The sequence below is a fragment of the Guptibacillus sedimenti genome (assembly GCF_028610665.1).
GTDB lineage: Bacteria > Bacillota > Bacilli > Bacillales > Guptibacillaceae > Guptibacillus > Guptibacillus sedimenti.
Genome location: NZ_JAQQWV010000001.1, coordinates 1,370,951 through 1,388,712 on the forward strand (window position 1 = coordinate 1,370,951; position 17,762 = coordinate 1,388,712).

Annotated in this window: 16 protein-coding genes; 15 read left to right on the forward strand and 1 reads right to left on the reverse strand. The window is 40.1% G+C overall.

What is annotated here, in order from left to right; genetic code table 11:
* Positions 1–130: 130 nt before the first annotated feature.
* From gpr to deoC, 12 genes are all read left to right on the forward strand, one after another.
* On the forward strand, positions 131–1,252 hold the full coding sequence (gpr, locus tag PQ578_RS06705; protein ID WP_224884020.1) for a GPR endopeptidase: 1,122 nt from the start codon (positions 131–133) through the stop codon (positions 1,250–1,252).
* A gap of 68 nt (positions 1,253–1,320) precedes the next feature.
* The gene (locus PQ578_RS06710) at positions 1,321–1,668 is read left to right on the forward strand and encodes a DUF3679 domain-containing protein (RefSeq protein ID WP_273832703.1); all 348 of its coding nucleotides are present in this window, start codon (positions 1,321–1,323) and stop codon (positions 1,666–1,668) included.
* Positions 1,669–1,834: 166 nt separating this feature from the next.
* Entirely contained in the window at positions 1,835–3,667 is a 1,833-nt protein-coding gene (gene lepA, locus PQ578_RS06715) for a translation elongation factor 4 (RefSeq protein WP_165996798.1), read from the forward strand.
* A 103-nt stretch (positions 3,668–3,770) separates the two neighbouring features.
* Complete coding sequence (hemW, locus tag PQ578_RS06720) at positions 3,771–4,913, forward strand: radical SAM family heme chaperone HemW (RefSeq protein ID WP_160918722.1); 1,143 nt, start codon at positions 3,771–3,773, stop codon at positions 4,911–4,913.
* Positions 4,914–5,110: 197 nt separating this feature from the next.
* The gene (gene hrcA / locus PQ578_RS06725) at positions 5,111–6,151 is read left to right on the forward strand and encodes a heat-inducible transcriptional repressor HrcA (RefSeq protein WP_159783301.1); all 1,041 of its coding nucleotides are present in this window, start codon (positions 5,111–5,113) and stop codon (positions 6,149–6,151) included.
* 92 nt (positions 6,152–6,243) lie between these two features.
* On the forward strand, positions 6,244–6,816 hold the full coding sequence (grpE, locus tag PQ578_RS06730) for a nucleotide exchange factor GrpE (protein WP_224883905.1): 573 nt from the start codon (positions 6,244–6,246) through the stop codon (positions 6,814–6,816).
* 31 nt (positions 6,817–6,847) lie between these two features.
* The gene (gene dnaK, locus PQ578_RS06735; protein WP_273832704.1) at positions 6,848–8,680 is read left to right on the forward strand and encodes a molecular chaperone DnaK; all 1,833 of its coding nucleotides are present in this window, start codon (positions 6,848–6,850) and stop codon (positions 8,678–8,680) included.
* Between the two features lie 343 nt (positions 8,681–9,023).
* Positions 9,024–10,133, forward strand: coding sequence for a molecular chaperone DnaJ (gene dnaJ, locus PQ578_RS06740; protein ID WP_098444303.1), 1,110 nt, complete (start codon positions 9,024–9,026; stop codon positions 10,131–10,133).
* Between the two features lie 91 nt (positions 10,134–10,224).
* Complete coding sequence (gene prmA / locus PQ578_RS06745; RefSeq protein WP_098444302.1) at positions 10,225–11,169, forward strand: 50S ribosomal protein L11 methyltransferase; 945 nt, start codon at positions 10,225–10,227, stop codon at positions 11,167–11,169.
* 12 nt (positions 11,170–11,181) lie between these two features.
* On the forward strand, positions 11,182–11,934 hold the full coding sequence (locus PQ578_RS06750) for a 16S rRNA (uracil(1498)-N(3))-methyltransferase (protein ID WP_273832705.1): 753 nt from the start codon (positions 11,182–11,184) through the stop codon (positions 11,932–11,934).
* Between the two features lie 4 nt (positions 11,935–11,938).
* The gene (mtaB, locus tag PQ578_RS06755; protein ID WP_273832706.1) at positions 11,939–13,294 is read left to right on the forward strand and encodes a tRNA (N(6)-L-threonylcarbamoyladenosine(37)-C(2))-methylthiotransferase MtaB; all 1,356 of its coding nucleotides are present in this window, start codon (positions 11,939–11,941) and stop codon (positions 13,292–13,294) included.
* Positions 13,295–13,340: 46 nt separating this feature from the next.
* Positions 13,341–14,012: a deoxyribose-phosphate aldolase gene (deoC, locus tag PQ578_RS06760; RefSeq protein WP_273832707.1), complete on the forward strand. Its 672-nt coding sequence runs from the start codon at positions 13,341–13,343 to the stop codon at positions 14,010–14,012.
* Between the two features lie 43 nt (positions 14,013–14,055).
* On the opposite strand, the gene PQ578_RS06765 is transcribed toward deoC, so the two are convergent.
* Entirely contained in the window at positions 14,056–14,988 is a 933-nt protein-coding gene (locus PQ578_RS06765; RefSeq protein WP_273832708.1) for a Na/Pi symporter, read from the reverse strand.
* A 424-nt stretch (positions 14,989–15,412) separates the two neighbouring features.
* Between PQ578_RS06765 and rpsU the strand changes: the two genes are divergently transcribed.
* From rpsU to PQ578_RS06780, 3 genes are all read left to right on the forward strand, one after another.
* Positions 15,413–15,589 (forward strand): 30S ribosomal protein S21, encoded by a 177-nt coding sequence (gene rpsU / locus PQ578_RS06770; RefSeq protein WP_048312787.1) that lies wholly within the window; start codon positions 15,413–15,415, stop codon positions 15,587–15,589.
* A 17-nt stretch (positions 15,590–15,606) separates the two neighbouring features.
* On the forward strand, positions 15,607–16,050 hold the full coding sequence (locus tag PQ578_RS06775; protein ID WP_159783285.1) for a GatB/YqeY domain-containing protein: 444 nt from the start codon (positions 15,607–15,609) through the stop codon (positions 16,048–16,050).
* Between the two features lie 408 nt (positions 16,051–16,458).
* A complete protein-coding gene (locus PQ578_RS06780) occupies positions 16,459–17,745 on the forward strand; it encodes an NfeD family protein (RefSeq protein WP_420541519.1) in 1,287 nt (428 codons plus the stop codon).
* The last annotated feature ends 17 nt before the right edge of the window (positions 17,746–17,762 follow it).

The window sequence follows — 17,762 nt, forward strand, 5'->3', positions numbered from 1 at the left end:
TAACAATTCCATGTCATATCCGTGCATAGAACAAGAAACATTTTATCAAATAGGACAATGAATTGCAATAGAGAATGAAAACCTTATTTCAGGGTTACGCTAACAGGTAACAGATAGAACAAGGGGTGATCTGATGGGAAGTGTTGAACTAGATAACTATCAAGTAAGGACAGATTTAGCTGTAGAAGCGCAGGAAATGGTGAAAGAAAAAAAAGCAAAAAGCATGAAAGAAGAGCAACCTGATGGGTTAAAGGGCGTTATCGTCAAAGAAAGAACCGAACAAGGCGTGAGCATTACAACAGTCGAGGTAACAAAACAAGGCGAGAAAGAAATTGGCAAAAAAGCGGGACACTATTTAACTTTTGAGGTACAGGGTATTAGAAGAAAAGACTCAGCTCTCCAACAGACCGTTCAAGATGTTTTTGCTCATGAGTTTGCTGCATTTCTAAAGCAACAGAATATCGCCAAAGAAGCAAGTTGTTTGATTGTCGGTCTTGGGAATTGGAACGTGACGCCTGATTCACTAGGTCCTCTCGTTGTTTCGAATTTGCTCATTACAAATCATTTATTTGAACTTCAACCCGAGACCGTTTCAGAGGGGTTCCGCCCTGTAAGTGCGATTACGCCTGGTGTGATGGGGATCACTGGAATTGAGACGAGCGATATTATTCATGGGGTTATCGAAAAAGCAAAGCCAGACTTCGTAATTGCGATCGATGCGCTAGCGTCGCGATCGATTGAGCGTGTTAATACAACGATACAAATATCGAATACGGGGATTCACCCTGGATCAGGTGTTGGGAATAAGCGAAAAGAATTAAGCTTTGATACACTTGGCATCCCAGTTATCGCTATTGGTATTCCAACTGTTGTTGATGCGGTTTCGATCACGAGTGATACAATCGATTTTATCTTAAAGCATTTCGGAAGAGAATTAAAAGAAAAAGATAAGCCATCAAAATCACTCGCACCAGCCGGCATGACCTTTGGTGAGAAGAAGACTTATACAGAAGAAGATCTTCCTGACGAAGGAAAGAGACAAACGTTTCTTGGGATGGTTGGTACACTCGAAGATGACGAAAAGCGAAACTTAATTCGTGAAGTGCTTGCACCGATGGGACATAACTTAATGGTTACCCCAAAAGAAGTTGATGTATTTATAGAGGATATGGCAAATGTTATTTCGGGTGGTCTAAATAGTTGCTTGCATGGAGAAGTAGATCAGCAGAATAGTGGCATGTATACACATTAGGCATATCGATTTCCTTTTGGCATACGTATAGAAGTGTAGGACAGGCTTATTAGGAAGGAGCTGGAGAGATGGCGTTGTTTTTTATGAAAACTTTTCTCCTTGTTTCGTTGCTTTTGTTTGGAGTGCTATTAGGAATGGAACAGGCTTCTAAAAATATGAACGACATGCAAGCTAGCGAAAATACAGGTGCGTTTCAGATTAATGCTACTAACGGAGTCGAAGCTGAAATCCTTGGCACATCCATTACTCAAGAAGATCTAAAAGACAAACAAAAAACACTTGAAGGAGCAAATGAATTTAATGTTCTTGGACAATTAGGGAGTACTGTAAGCCAATGGGTATCATCGCTCATTCAAGCGGTTTTATCGTTCGTGTTTACGATTATTACAACTTTATTATCTTTCTTTCAGAGGTGAAAGGGCGCTGTTGCGCCTTTTTTTAATGGGTTTCTGTTTTTATTTTGGTATGAAATTAGAGATGTGGTGCCCATATCTTAATATATGGGCGGATTGCGGATTGAATCTGGACAGCGGTATTGCTATAATCTATACTAGCGTAGTTTCGCCTTAGGAGTGATTGTAGATGAACCTTGAAGAAAAGTTAAAAAGACAGTCTAGGATTCGAAATTTTTCCATTATTGCCCATATTGATCATGGAAAATCGACTCTTGCTGACCGTATTTTAGAACGGACAGGTGCGTTAACTGACCGTGAAATGAAAGATCAGACGCTTGATGCGATGGATCTTGAACGTGAACGAGGAATTACGATTAAACTGAATTCTGTTCAGCTTACTTATACAGCGAAAGATGGGGAAGAATACATTTTTCATTTAATCGATACACCGGGCCATGTCGACTTCACTTATGAAGTATCTAGAAGCCTTGCAGCTTGTGAAGGAGCCCTATTAATTGTCGATGCAGCTCAGGGGATTGAAGCGCAGACGTTAGCAAACGTATACCTTGCACTCGATAATGATCTGGAAATTCTTCCAGTAATTAATAAGATTGACTTGCCAAGCGCAGAGCCGGAACGGGTCCGTCAAGAAGTTGAAGATGTAATTGGTTTGGATGCTTCTGAAGCTGTACTCGCTTCTGCAAAGTCTGGAATTGGTATCGAAGACATATTAGAGCAAATCGTTGAAAAAGTACCAGCCCCTCAGGGAGACCCTGAAGGTCCGCTACAAGCCCTTATTTTTGACTCTCTCTATGACCCATATAGAGGAGTAGTCGCATATATTCGAATCACAGAAGGGTCTGTAAAAGTCGGAGATAAAATTCGCATGATGGCAACAGGAAAAGAATTTGAAGTGAATGAGCTCGGGGTGTTTAACCCTAAGCCAGTTGCCAAGAAGGAGCTTTCTGTTGGTGATGTTGGTTTTCTAACTGCTGCGATTAAAAACGTGGGCGACTCCCGCGTAGGTGATACCATCACATCAGTGAAAAATCCAGCTGCCACTCCACTGCCGGGTTATCGTCGAATGAATCCGATGGTGTATTGTGGACTGTATCCAGTTGACTCTGCTCAATACAATGATCTTCGTGAAGCCCTTGAACGCCTTGAACTTAATGATTCCTCCCTTCAATATGAAGCAGAAACTTCTCAGGCTCTAGGGTTTGGTTTCCGCTGTGGTTTCCTTGGGCTTCTTCATATGGAGATTGTTCAGGAGCGTATTGAAAGAGAGTTTAACATCGATCTCATTACAACAGCACCAAGTGTTATCTACCAGGTAAAACTTACTGATGGAGAAGAAGTTATTATCGATAACCCTGCAATGATGCCTGATGCTCAATCGATCGCAGAAGTGCAAGAGCCATATGTAAAAGCAACAATTATGGCACCCAACGACTATGTTGGAGCGATTATGGAGTTATGTCAGGGCAAACGTGGTGATTTCATTGACATGCAGTACATGGATGAAAGTCGTGTAAATATTGTTTATCATATTCCGCTTTCTGAAATTGTCTATGATTTCTTTGACCAATTGAAGTCCAGCACAAAGGGGTATGCATCCTTCGACTACGAGTTGATTGGATACCGAGAATCGAACCTAGTGAAAATGGATATTCTTTTAAACGCTGAGAAGATTGATGCGCTATCTATTATTGTTCACAGAGACTTTGCTTATGATCGCGGAAAAGACATTACAGAAACTTTGAAAGATCTTATTCCAAGACAGCAATTTGAAGTGCCGATCCAAGCTTCTATCGGGCAGAAGATTGTTGCGCGATCAACCATTAAAGCGATGCGTAAAAACGTACTTGCCAAATGTTACGGTGGAGATATTTCACGTAAACGTAAGCTTCTTGAGAAACAAAAAGAAGGAAAAAAACGAATGAAGACGGTAGGGAAAGTTGAAGTGCCACAGGAAGCATTTATGGCTGTTCTTCGCCAGGATAATACAAAGAATAATTAAGGTGCTTTAGTTGAAGTGCTAAGTTGATTTTTATACCATGTAGGTTAGAAGACCGCAGAGCGTTTCTGCGGTCTTTACATTATGTTAGAAAGCAGTGATTGAAATGGTTAACGCTGTTTATTTACACATCCCTTTTTGTGATTATATTTGTCACTATTGTGATTTTAATAAAGTGTTTATGCAGGGACAGCCTGTAAATGATTATTTGGCTCATATGGATTTGGAAATGAAACATACCCTTGAGCAGTTTCCGACGGATCGTATTGAAACTATCTTCGTAGGGGGAGGCACTCCTACCGCGCTCAATGAAGAGCAGCTAGAACGTTTTCTGAAGGATGTTCAAAATCGTTTTGGGCCTTATTTATGTGATTCTGTTGAATTTTCGATGGAAGCAAATCCAGGGAGCGTCACACCTGAAAAGCTACGAATTATGAAAGCTTATGGGGTGAATCGCTTAAGTATAGGAGCTCAAGCATTCCAGGATTCTCTCCTAAATAAACTTGGGAGAGGGCATTCAGTTGCAGAAATTGGGGAAATTGTTCGGATGGCACAGAATGAAGGTTTTGTGAATCTTTCCTTAGATCTTATGTTCGGTTTACCAGATCAAACAATTCCTCAGTTTTCAGAGTCAATTACCAAAGCGATTGAATTGGGAATCACGCACATTTCTTCTTATTCCTTACAAGTAGAGAAAAAAACGGTTTTCTACAATAAATGGCGTAAAGGTGAATTACCACTTCCTACCGAAGAAGCAGAAGCTGATATGTATGAAATGCTTATAACGCGTCTTGAAAAAGCTGGTCTATTGCAATATGAGATTAGCAATTTCGCAAAACCAGGTTATGAAAGCAAACACAATATTACGTATTGGAAGAATAATGAGTACTACGGAATAGGCGCTGGTGCTCACAGCTATATTGATGGGGTTAGAAGGGCAAATGCCGGCCCTCTCAAGCAGTATATGACGAAGATCGATGAAAGTGGTTTTCCATATATGGATGACAACGTTCTAACGGAAAACGAGCGAATGGAAGAAGAAATGTTTATGGGTCTCCGCATGAAAGAAGGCGTTTCAAAAGAAACGTTTCAAAAGAAGTTCAATCACTCGATCGAAGATGTATTTAGCGAGCAAATCAATAAGCTCGTTCAAAATCAACTTATACAAGACACCGGGACACACATTACCTTAACAGAACAAGGTTTCTTTTTAGGTAACGAAGTGTTTCAGGAATTTCTTGCGATTTAGTTTCTTTAAGATAAGACAGAATGGCTGAAAAGGTTTATTTAAGGGGGAGATTGTGTTCTTTCTCTCCTTTTCATAAAAAATATTGTTTGGGTACAATAATGATTAACGTAATGATTGACAACTAAAATAAGTTTCTGTTACCTTATTATTAGATTTAGCACTCAGTCCTTTAGAGTGCTAACAGAGGTGATGAGGAGATGTTAACAGAACGTCAACTATTCATTTTGCAGTTGTTAATTAACGACTATATTCAAACGGCAGAACCGGTTGGATCACGAACGATTTCAAAACGTGAAGACGTTACTTTTAGCTCTGCAACGATTCGCAACGAACTTGCAGATCTTGAAGAGATGGGTTATATCGAGAAGACGCATAGCTCTTCTGGCAGAGTACCATCCGAAAAAGGCTATCGCTTTTATGTGGATCATCTTTTATCTCCACCTGTCCTTTCAAAAAAAGACGTGAATAATATTCATTCTCTTTTTGCTGAGAGAATGGTGGAAGTAGAAAAAGTGATTCAGCAATCTGCGGGGATTCTTTCTGAACTCACTCAATATACGTCAATTATTCTTGGACCTGAAGTTTTTGAAACAAGACTTCGCCAGATACAAATTATTCCTTTGTCCAAGGATACAGCTGTCGTTATTTTAGTAGCTGACAGTGGACATGTTGAGAATCGAACGATGAAAATTCCCCCATCGGTTAGCATGTCTGATATTGAAAAAGTTGTTAATATTATGAATGAGCGCTTAAAGGATGTTCCACTTATTTCCTTAAAGTCTACCATGATGAAAGAAATGGCAACTGTTTTGAAGAAGCATATCGAGAATTACAATCAAGTGAACACAATGCTTGAAAGTCTTTTCCTCTATACGAATGCAGAGAAAGTTTATTACGGAGGTAAGACGAATATTCTTACTCAGCCTGAGTTCAAAGACATAGACAAAGTCAGGTTATTACTTAATACGTTCGAACAAGATGATGTGATGTATAATATTCTTCGTCCGGAGAAAAACGGAATCGAAGTTAAAATTGGTCAAGAAAATGATCTTGAAGCGATGCAGCACTGTAGTATTGTGACAGCAGATTATTTTATTGAAGGAAAACGAATGGGCTCGATTGCTTTACTAGGACCGACTAGAATGGAGTATCAACGGTCAATGAGCATTCTAGGTTTCCTTGCTAATGATCTTACAAAGACGCTTACGGATCGATATCAAAGTTTCAAACACTGGTAATTTGGTAATAGTGAAGAAGGTGGGAGAAACATTTCTTCCATCCTTTTCTATGAGAGAATGATTTGGTATATTTCGATAGGGAGGTGAAATTCGTGGAAAAGCAAAACAGTCATCAAGAGGAAGAAGAGCTTCTAACGGAAGAGGAAGAGAATCTTGAGCAAAATGCTGAAGAGAATGATGAACCTGAAGTGATTGAAGTATCTGAAACCAATGAAAATGAAGAGCTTGAAAACTTGCAACAGCAAGTAGAAGAGCTTGAGAATAAATATATGCGCACACAGGCAGAGTACGATAACTTCCGACGTAGAACACGTGAAGAACGAAGCGCAGATGCTAAATACCGTTCTCAGAAATTGGCTGAAGAGCTACTTCCAGCAATGGATAACTTCGAACGTGCACTAGCTGTTCAAAGTGATAATGAGCAAGTGACGTCATTGCTTACTGGAATGGAAATGGTATATCGTCAGTTAAAAGAAGCACTTGCAAATGAAGGTGTAGAAGAAGTTGGTACTGTAGGAGAAGCCTTCAACCCGCATCTCCATCAAGCAGTTATGCAGGTTGAATCAGATGAACATGATTCAGATGTGGTTGTAGAGGTCTTACAAAAAGGCTATCAATTAAACGATCGCGTCCTTCGACCAGCAATGGTAAAGGTAAGCTCTTAACTACATAACAAGAAATAGGAGGTAGAATGTAATGAGTAAAATTATTGGTATTGACTTAGGTACAACAAACTCTTGTATCGCTGTAATGGAAGGCGGAGAAGCTACTGTAATCCCTAACCCGGAAGGTAGCCGTACAACGCCATCTGTCGTTGCATTTAAAGATGAAGAACGTCTAGTAGGTGAAGTTGCGAAGCGTCAAGCAATTACAAACCCTAACACAATTCAATCAATCAAACGTCATATGGGTACGGATTACAAAGTAGATGTTGAGGATAAATCATTTTCTCCTCAAGAAATTTCTGCAATCATCCTACAAAAACTAAAATCATACGCTGAAGATTATCTTGGTGAAGGCGTTGAAAAAGCAGTTATTACTGTTCCTGCATACTTTAACGATGCTGAGCGTCAAGCAACAAAAGATGCTGGTAAAATCGCTGGTCTTGAAGTTGAGCGTATTGTAAACGAACCAACTGCTGCAGCGCTTGCTTACGGTCTTGATAAAGAAGACGAAGATCAAACAATCCTAGTATTTGACCTTGGTGGTGGTACGTTCGACGTATCAATCCTTGAACTTGGTGGAGGCGTATTTGAGGTTAAGTCGACTGCTGGTGACAACCGTCTTGGTGGTGATGACTTTGACCAGGTGATCATTGATCACTTAGTTGCTGAATTCAAGAAAGATACAGGTGTTGATCTTGGTCAGGATAAGATGGCACTTCAACGTTTGAAAGATGCTGCTGAAAAAGCGAAGAAAGATCTTTCAGGTGTAGCACAAACTCAAATTTCTCTTCCATTTATCACTGCGGATGCTTCAGGTCCTAAACACCTTGAGCTTAACCTAACTCGTGCTAAATTCGAAGAGCTTTCTGCAAATCTTGTTGAGCGTACAATGGCACCTACTCGCCAGGCTCTTAAAGATGCTGGAATGTCACCTTCTGAACTTGATAAAGTAATTCTAGTTGGTGGATCTACTCGTATTCCTGCAGTACAAGATGCGATTAAGAAAGAAACAGGACAAGATCCACACAAAGGCGTTAACCCTGATGAAGTAGTTGCACTTGGTGCAGCAATTCAAGCTGGTGTTATTGCTGGAGATGTGAAAGACGTTGTTCTTCTTGACGTAACACCTCTTTCTCTTGGTATCGAAACAATGGGTGGCGTATTTACGAAGCTTATCGAGCGTAATACAACGATCCCAACTAGTAAGTCACAAACTTTCTCAACTGCAGCTGATAATCAACCTTCAGTTGACATTCATGTTCTTCAAGGTGAGCGCGAAATGGCTCAGTATAACAAGACTCTTGGTCGCTTCCAGCTGACGGATATTCCTCCAGCTCCACGAGGAACTCCGCAAATCGAAGTATCATTTGATATCGACAAAAACGGTATCGTGAACGTTCGTGCGAAGGATCTTGGTACAAATAAAGAACAGTCAATTACAATCAAATCTTCAAGCGGTCTATCAGATGATGAAATTGAAAACATGGTGAAAGACGCTGAAGCAAATGCTGAAGAAGATAAGAAGCGTCGTGAAGAAGTTGAAACACGTAACGAAGCTGATCAGCTAGTGTTTACTACTGAAAAGACTCTTAAAGACCTTGAAGGTCAAGTAGAGGAAGAAGAAGTAACAAAAGCTAACGAAGCGAAAGATAAAGTAAAAGCAGCACTTGAAAATGACGACATTGAAGCAATTCGCACTGCGAAAGATGAGCTTCAAGAAATCGTTCAAGCACTTTCAATGAAAGTATATGAGCAAGCTGCACAAGCTCAACAAGCTCAAGCTGGCGAAGAAGGCGGAACAGAGCAAGCAGATGATAACGTTGTTGACGCTGAATATGAAGAAGTAGACGACGACAAAAAGTAAGAAAATGATACGAAAAAAAGTCAAAGTCAGGCGTATCTTGACTTTGACTTTTTTCATTTTAACCGTTAACCACTTACTGATAAAGTGGCGTTAAAAGGTTCATTGAAATAACTTTAGAGTCTAGAAAAAATCACAAGTCACGTTTTTTTCCATACATGAAAGGGTTGAACTTTTGAGGTTAGCGAGCAAAACGATGGTTTTCTGCTACAATTTTTATTTAGCTAGGATCAGTTTAGCCTACGATAACTGTTAACGTTCACTGGTGCTAACGATATAGTATTGCAGAGCGTATAAACTCAATGATATGATAAACGTTATGTGAAGAGAATCGGGAGTGGATACGATGAGTAAACGAGATTATTATGAAGTGCTTGGCGTTAGCAAAGATGCTTCGGAAGCTGAAATGAAAAAAGCTTATCGCAAGCTTGCCAAGCAATACCATCCTGATATTAATCAGGAACCTGGTGCAGACGAGAAATTTAAAGAAGTGACAGAAGCGTATGAGGTACTAAGTGACTCACAAAAGAGAGCTCAGTACGATCAGTTTGGACATGCCGATCCTAACCAAGGTTTTGGCGGTGGCGGAGCTGACTTTGGCGGCTTTGGTGATATTTTTGATATGTTCTTTGGTGGAGGTGGACGACGCAATCCGAATGCTCCAAGACAGGGTGCTGACCTTCAATACTCCATGGAATTAACATTTGAGGAAGCAGCTTTTGGTAAAGAAACGGATATTTATATACCAAAAGAAGAGGAATGTTCTACTTGTGATGGATCAGGTGCAAAACCTGGAACATCTCCTGAGACGTGTTCTCACTGTGGTGGTGCAGGTCAATTAAACGTTGAACAAAACACACCTTTTGGCCGCGTTGTTAATCGTCGCGTTTGTCACCATTGTGAAGGTACTGGTAAGCTTATTAAAGATAAATGTAAAACTTGCCGAGGTAAAGGGAAAGTGGAAGTGAAGAAAAAGATCCATGTTAAAATCCCTGCTGGTATTGATGAAGGTCAACAAATTCGCATTACTGGTAAAGGCGAAGCTGGAGTTAATGGTGGTCCTCCAGGAGATTTATTTGTAGTGGTTTATGTGAAATCACATGATTTTTACGAACGAAGTGGCGATGATGTATTATGCCAGATGCCAATCACGTTCTCTCAAGCGGGTCTTGGTGATGAAATTGAAGTTCCAACGCTACACGGAAAAGTTAAACTTAAGGTTCCAGCTGGAACACAAAGTGGTACGAACTTCCGCCTTAAAGGCAAAGGAATTCAAAACGTGAGAGGATACGGTCAGGGAGATCAGCATGTGAAAATTCAAGTGATTACTCCTAAACACTTAACAGACCGTCAAAAAGATCTTTTACGTGAATTTAGTGAGATTTCAGGACAGGTACCTGATGAGCAACATGAGAATTTTTTCTCTAAAGTTAAAAAAGCTTTTAAGGGAGAATAAGCAAGATGAAAGCTGGTAGCAAGCAGGCCGTACAATATGGCCTGCCTGTTTCCTTTCCGAAAAAAGGATCCAAAAGAGGAGTGGGCAATGAATGAAATGGTCTGAAATAAGCATTCATACAACAAACGAAGCGATTGAAGCGGTGTCAAACATTCTACATGAAGCAGGAGCCAGTGGGGTAGTGATTGAAGACCCGATGGATCTTGTGAAAGTATGGGATACTACTTTCGGAGAGGTTTATCAGCTAAATCCTGATGATTATCCTGAGGAAGGCGTTATTTTAAAAGCGTACTTACCAGTCAATAGTTTTCTTGGTGAAACGGTTGAACAAATCAAAGAAGCGATTAATGGATTACTTGTCTATGACATTGATCTAGGGCATAACACTGTTCAAATAAGTGAAGTGAATGAGGAAGAATGGGCTACAGCTTGGAAAAAATATTATAAACCTGTCAAAATTTCTGAACGTATCACCATTACGCCTACATGGGAAGACTATCAGCCTGTTACAACAGATGAAATTATTATTGAGCTTGATCCTGGAATGGCATTTGGAACCGGTACACATCCGACAACGGTTTTATGTGTACAAGCGCTGGAGAAAATTATTAAACCAGGACACCGTGTGATTGACGTCGGTACCGGATCTGGGGTATTAAGTATTGCGGCAGCTAGTTTAGGTGCAGATTCAGTGGATGCACTTGACCTTGATGAGATAGCTGTAAAAAGCGCAGCTCTTAATACAAAGCTTAATAAAGTTCATCACAAAATTAGCGTGAGTCAAAATAATCTTCTAGAGGGTGTAGAAGAGTCCTATGATGTGGTTGTGGCGAACTTACTTTCGGAAATTATCGTTCGTTTTACAGATGACGTTGCTAGGGTTCTTAAACCTGGTGGTGCCTTTATTACTTCTGGTATCATTACGGCAAAGAAACAGGAAGTGAAACAATCGATTCTAGAACAGGGCCTTGAAATTGAAGAAACGCTACAAATGGAAGATTGGGTTGCCTTTATTGCGAGAAAGCCCCACGCGTAAGGAGAGAAAGTCATGCAACGATATTTTATCTCTAAATCTCAGCTTCACCAAGATCATATTTTGATTGAAGGGGAAGATGTCAAGCATATCTCAAGAGTGATGAGGATGGCAGTAGGGGATCGCATTATTTGTTGTACAGAAGATGGTCAATCAGCGATTTGTGAATTAGATGAGCTATCAGCTGACTTCATTAAAGCTATTCCAAAAGAGTGGCTTGACGAGCAAAAAAGGTTACCTGTAAATGTGACAATTGTACAGGGGTTACCTAAAGGAGACAAACTCGAGACAGTCATACAGAAAGGAACAGAACTTGGTGCTGATCAGTTTATTCCTTTTAAAGCTGAGCGTTCTGTTGTAAAATGGGATGAGCAAAAAAGCGCGAAAAAGTTGCAGAGGCTAAACAAAATTGCCAAAGAAGCGGCTGAGCAGTCTCATCGAACAACGATTCCAAGGATTGATATGCCTCAATCCCTTTCCTCACTGATTAAGACGAGTGAATCATATGACCATAAATTAATTGCTTACGAAGAAGAAGCAAGAGCAGGAGAATCTGCTAAGCTTGTTCAAACGCTTCACGAGGCAAAAATGAACGACAGGGTTATGGTTGTGTTTGGTCCGGAAGGCGGACTCTCAGAATATGAAGTCGCCACTTTGAAAGAAGCTGGGTTCTCTTCATGTGGACTTGGTCCTAGAATATTACGAACAGAAACGGCTGCTATGTATGTACTGGCAGCAATTTCTTATCATTTTGAATTAATGGGGTGATGATATGCCTTCAGTTGCATTCCATACATTAGGTTGTAAAGTGAATCACTATGAAACGGAAGCGATTTGGCAGTTGTTTAAAGATCATGATTATGAGCGAGTAGAATTTGATCATGCATCGGATGTTTATGTTATTAATACTTGTACCGTAACAAATACTGGGGACAAGAAAAGTCGACAGGTCATTCGTCGAGCGATTCGAAAAAATCCAGATGCTGTCATTTGTGTAACGGGTTGTTACGCTCAAACCTCACCTGCTGAAATTATGGCAATTCCTGGTGTGGATGTAGTGGTAGGAACACAGGATCGCGTGAAGATGATTGATTACATTGAGCAATATAAACGAGAGAGAGAACCTGTGAACGGTGTAGGAAATATTATGAAAGCGCGTGTATATGAAGAACTTGAAGTTCCAGCATTTACGGATCGTACGCGCGCATCCCTTAAGATCCAAGAGGGGTGTAACAATTTTTGTACTTTCTGCATTATTCCATGGGCAAGAGGTCTTCTAAGGTCGCGTGAACCTGAAGCTGTTCTGACTCAGGCGCAGCAACTTGTTGATGCGGGCTATAAAGAAATCGTTCTGACTGGTATTCATACAGCGGGATATGGAGAAGATTTAAAGGATTATAATTTTGCCCAACTTCTTCGTGATCTTGATGCGAAAGTAAAAGGTTTGAAACGAATTCGTATATCTTCTATTGAAGCAAGTCAGGTAACGGATGAAGTGATTGAAGTATTAAATCAGTCAGAAAAAGTTGTTCCGCACTTGCATATTCCACTTCAATCAGGTTCAAACACAGTTCTTCAGCGCATGAGAAGAAAGTATACAATGGAAATGTTTGGTGAGCGCTTAGAGCGTTTGAAACAAGCTCTTCCAGGTCTTGCTATTACTTCAGATGTGATTGTAGGATTCCCTGGTGAAACAGAAGAAGAATTTAACGAAACGTATGATTTTATTGCAAAACATAAATTCTCAGAACTTCATGTTTTCCCATTTTCTAGGCGTACAGGTACACCGGCAGCGCGAATGGAAGACCAGGTAGATGATGAAATTAAGAATAAGCGAGTTCACCATTTGATTGAGCTTTCCAATCAGCTTGCAAAAGAGTACGCATCACACTATGAAGGAGAAGTTCTTGAAGTTATTCCTGAAGAGAAATACAAGGAAGATCAGACTTCAGACTTATATGTCGGGTATTCGGCGAATTATATGAAAGTGATTTTTGAAGCATCAGAAGCAATGATAGGAAAAATAGTTAAAGTGAAAATTACAAAGGCGGGCTATCCTTATAACGAAGGACAATTCGTTCGTGTTATGAATGAGGATGAACCAACAGCTGCAGTTGCTTCGTTTTAAATAAAGGGGCTTAGCCTACTTATACAGAACTGGAAGGATGACAACCATGAATAAAGAACTAGCGAAAATGATTGACCACACAGCTCTTAAGCCAGATACAAGCAGAGAGCAAATCGAGAAACTTTGTGACGAAGCGAGAGACTTCAACTTTGCTTCTGTGTGCGTAAACCCCACATGGGTATCTCTTGCTGCAGAGAAGTTAGAAGGATCGGAAGCAAAAGTTTGTACAGTAATCGGTTTCCCTCTAGGCGCCGTTACTACTGAAACGAAAGCTTTCGAAACAAAAGATGCCATTCAAAAAGGTGCGACAGAAGTCGATATGGTTATTAATATCGGGGCCCTTAAAGACGGTAACAACGAACTTGTAGAGCAAGATATTAAAGCAGTCGTTGAAGCAGCAAAAGGCAAAGCCCTTGTAAAAGTTATTATCGAAACGTGTCTTTTAACAGATGAAGAAAAAACACGTGCGTGTGAGCTTTCTGTTAAAGCGGGTGCTGATTATGTTAAAACTTCAACAGGTTTTTCAACTGGTGGAGCGACAGTAGAAGATATTAAGTTGATGAGAAGAACAGTTGGACCAAACATCGGTGTTAAGGCTTCTGGAGGCGTTCGTGATTTAGAAGGGTCTCAAGCGATGATTGATGCTGGCGCTACACGAATTGGAGCGAGTGCCGGAGTGAAGATTGTACAAGGTGAAACAGCTGATACAGACTATTAAGACGATAAATCCATCACTTCTAGTACTAGAAGTGATGGATTTTTTATTGTAAATTATAATTGTGTAACTTTTCAATCGATTTGGCAAGTAGCCCTGCAAAAGGTAAGAATAAGAACGCAGAAAGAACATTGAAAAGAATTGAAACATGAGCAAGTTGAACATCTGGGAGAGATGTCATACTAGCTGCAAATGCACCGAATAAGCCAATCAATGGGAAGAACAATATCACGCCTATGATGTTGATCCAAACATGAGCATAAGCTGCGAGTTTTGCTTCCTTGCTGCTACCGATACTAGCCATTAGTGCGGTGATGCACGTGCCAACATTAGATCCGTATAGTATGGCAATAGCTGCAGGTAATGTAAGTAATTCCTGATTAATAAACCCCATTGTAATCCCCGTAGTGGCTGAACTAGATTGAATGACAGCGGTGACTAAGGTTCCAATCCCGATTCCATACAGAAGACTAGAATTTGTTTCGTGAATCACATGTTCAAAAAACGATAGTGTTGATAACGGGATGGCTAGTGCTTCTAGTCCGTGCATCGCTACAAAGATACATCCAAGACCAAATAGAACGGTTCCTGAACTAAAAATGAACTGTTGTCGAATCTGAAGCATAATAAACCCTATAAGTAATAATGGTAATACAAGGTGTTCAGGATTAAGTGTCATTAATTCTGCAGTTATCGTAGTGCCGATATTTGTACCAAGAATGATGCCAATGGACTGCCTAAATGTAAGAAGTTTAGCTGCAATTAAACTGATGGTTAGCACCATGACGGCGGAGCTACTTTGCAATAGCGCTGTGACAAGAGCTCCTGTTAGAAGTCCACGAATGGGTGTTGAAGAGGCATGATAAAGCCATTTCTGTAATTTTGTATTGGAAATTGTGTTTAACCCAACACGAAGAATGCTCATACCAAAAAGAAAAATACTAATAAAGACGATAAAAGAGGCTATATATGGACTCATTTTATATTCATTCTCCTTTCCATTGAAAGTTTATGGACAGGACCTCATCGACATGCTCGTTATTTTTTTAGAAGGCTCTTTTTGTAGATATCGTTGCTTTTAGATAAGTGGTTAATTTCCGCTCCAATTAGCAAAATGTGGTTTTTATTCATAAATTGATTCAAAAGCAACAATCTATTAGAAAAGAGCATTTTAAAATGGGGTACTCGTTTTATGCATGTATTAACCCAAAGCTCTTTCAATTCTCAGTTTTGTTGTAATCAAGCGAACTACTTGGATATTTATTTTTAGAAAGAGGTTTAAAAAGAAAATTACAGAAAGAAATGTTGATAAACCGAAAGGGATGTATTATAATTGCAGGTGACATGTCTTTGTTAGAAAGTCATGTGTTATGATTGTCTATGTTTTGGAGGGAGGGATAGAGATGGCGGAAACTCGCGTGCGTAAGAACGAGTCGATCGATGATGCTCTTCGTCGCTTCAAGAGAACGGTTTCTAAAGAAGGCACTATGGCTGAAGTAAAGAAGCGCAAGCACTATGAAAAGCCAAGTGTTAAGCGTAAAAAGAAATCTGAGGCAGCAAGGAAAAAGCGTAAGTTCTAAGAGAGGGTGTTAGGTCAGTGAGTCTAAATGACCGTTTAACAGCAGATATGAAAGTAGCGATGAAGAACAAAGAAAAAAACAAACTATCTGTTATTCGGATGGTTAAATCTTCAATTCAGAATGAATCCATTAAATTGGGTCATGACTTAACTGAAGAGGAAGAACTTACCGTTCTCACTCGCGAAGTCAAGCAACGCAAAGACTCCCTCCTTGAATTTGAAAAAGCTGGCCGAAGTGATCTTGTACAGAATCTCGATGAAGAGCTGTCGATCTTATCTGTCTACCTGCCGAAACAACTCTCTGAAGAAGAAGTAGAACAAATTGTTCAGGAAGTTATTTCTGAAACGGGTGCTTCTTCAAAGAAAGAAATGGGTAAGGTAATGGGGGCGCTTATGCCTCGTGTAAAGGGCAAAGCGGACGGCGGACTTGTTAATCGTCTTGTACAAAAGAACTTATCATAAAGTGATACTTTCAACTTAGGAGATCACTCATTTCCTCAAGGTGACTAGTTGAAACAATCAGACCTTAAGGTGAAGTTGATTTCTTCTTTCTTCATACGAAAAAGAAACAGTCAAACTTTGCCTTAAGCGTTGGATAAATATGATGAAGCGCAAACACGCTCTGTACAAAACAGAGCGTGTTTTTCTATACATACAATTTTTTTACAATGATAATATATAAACAAGTTAAGGGGATTTTCAGTTCATCATTTTAAGCTAGTAAATAGTTTCTTTATTTGTCATACTAAAATTAGTATTATCTACATAAAAATGAAACTTCTTGATGACCTTATTCGTATACTTATGTAGCTGGAGGGAGGGGTCACAATCAGAAAAAATACAACGCGTTTCTTTGTATCTGTTTGTTTCATGATGATGGTTATTCTTCCGTTTGCAGGAAATTTGGTGTTAAGTAAAGGCGAGGGCGATCTCGTTACATTTATTCCTGTTGAACAAGAAGTGGAACGTGGATTGGAAGCTTTTCTAAAGCGATCGATTCAGGATGCGGAGGATCAAGGCGCTGATCATATTGTATTAGAAATTAATACGCCTGGTGGAGCAGTAAATGCAGCAGATAATATTGCAAAAATCATCAAAGCATCTGACGTTCCGATCACTGCCTATGTTTCCAACCGTGCTCTTTCAGCGGGCGCTTACATCGCTTTGAATGCCGATCAAATTATTATGGAGCCTGGGGCTTTAATGGGATCAGCCGCTATCATTGACCAGTCAGGAAATGCAGCTGGCAAAAAAGCAGAATCTTTTTGGCACGCCGCAATGAAGTCTGCAGCAGAGCTAAATGAGCGGGATCCAAAATACGCTTTAGCTATGGCGGATCCAGATGTTGACCTCCCGGATTATAACGCTCCAAAAGGGGAGCTCCTTACACTAAGTGATCAGGAAGCGGTAGAGGTTGGGTATGCTGAAGGAACGGCTGAGGATCGAACTGAGTTACTTAATATCCTAAATCTTGAAGAAGCTAAAATTAGTGATGCTGAAGTGAGTATTGCAGAAAGAATTGCTCGCTTTGTTACAAACCCAATCATTATTCCGATTTTATTATCAATTGGAAGTCTGGGCCTTGTATTGGAATTGTATTCTCCTGGATTTGGGGTACCAGGCTTTATGGGTGCCGGTGCGTTACTTCTGTTTTTCTTTGGTCATATGATTGCAGGCTTTGCTGGTTGGGAATCACTACTACTATTGATTGTAGGAGTTGTTCTCATTTTGGTGGAGGTGTTTATTCCTGGTTTTGGAATATTTGGGGTTCTAGGTGCTGTTGGGATTGTTGCGAGTATTATTTTGGCTTCAGGACAATCCATGCAATACGTTCTGTTAGCGGTCCTGATTGCTATCGCGGTTACAATTGGTGGTTCCTACCTCTTCATTCGAATCTTTGGATATCGAGGATTCTTTAAGAAAATCATTCTCTCCGATTCAACAAAAACTGAGTTAGGTTATGTGTCTAATGCCACTCGAAATGAGTTGATAGGTATGGAGGGAAAAGCCGTTACACCGCTAAGGCCATCGGGTATTGCTGACTTTGGAGATGAGCGCATGGATGTTGTGACAGAGGGGGGCTTTTTACCTGCTGGCACAGAAGTGAAAATTGTAAAAACGAATGGTTCAAGAGTCGTTGTAAGAGCAAGTAAATAAGGAATAATAGGGAGGAA

Bases quoted from the DNA above. Each gene is read 5' to 3' on its own strand.
- PQ578_RS06710 (WP_273832703.1), top strand. From the start codon at position 1,321: ATGGCGTTGTTTTTTATGAAAACTTTTCTCCTTGTTTCGTTGCTTTTG.
- lepA (WP_165996798.1), top strand. From the start codon at position 1,835: ATGAACCTTGAAGAAAAGTTAAAAAGACAGTCTAGGATTCGAAATTTT.
- hemW (WP_160918722.1), top strand. From the start codon at position 3,771: ATGGTTAACGCTGTTTATTTACACATCCCTTTTTGTGATTATATTTGT.
- hrcA (WP_159783301.1), top strand. From the start codon at position 5,111: ATGTTAACAGAACGTCAACTATTCATTTTGCAGTTGTTAATTAACGAC.
- dnaK (WP_273832704.1), top strand. From the start codon at position 6,848: ATGAGTAAAATTATTGGTATTGACTTAGGTACAACAAACTCTTGTATC.
- dnaJ (WP_098444303.1), top strand. From the start codon at position 9,024: ATGAGTAAACGAGATTATTATGAAGTGCTTGGCGTTAGCAAAGATGCT.
- prmA (WP_098444302.1), top strand. From the start codon at position 10,225: ATGAAATGGTCTGAAATAAGCATTCATACAACAAACGAAGCGATTGAA.
- PQ578_RS06750 (WP_273832705.1), top strand. From the start codon at position 11,182: ATGCAACGATATTTTATCTCTAAATCTCAGCTTCACCAAGATCATATT.
- mtaB (WP_273832706.1), top strand. From the start codon at position 11,939: ATGCCTTCAGTTGCATTCCATACATTAGGTTGTAAAGTGAATCACTAT.
- deoC (WP_273832707.1), top strand. From the start codon at position 13,341: ATGAATAAAGAACTAGCGAAAATGATTGACCACACAGCTCTTAAGCCA.
- PQ578_RS06765 (WP_273832708.1), bottom strand. From the start codon at position 14,988: ATGAGTCCATATATAGCCTCTTTTATCGTCTTTATTAGTATTTTTCTT.
- rpsU (WP_048312787.1), top strand. From the start codon at position 15,413: ATGGCGGAAACTCGCGTGCGTAAGAACGAGTCGATCGATGATGCTCTT.
- PQ578_RS06780 (WP_420541519.1), top strand. From the start codon at position 16,459: ATGATGATGGTTATTCTTCCGTTTGCAGGAAATTTGGTGTTAAGTAAA.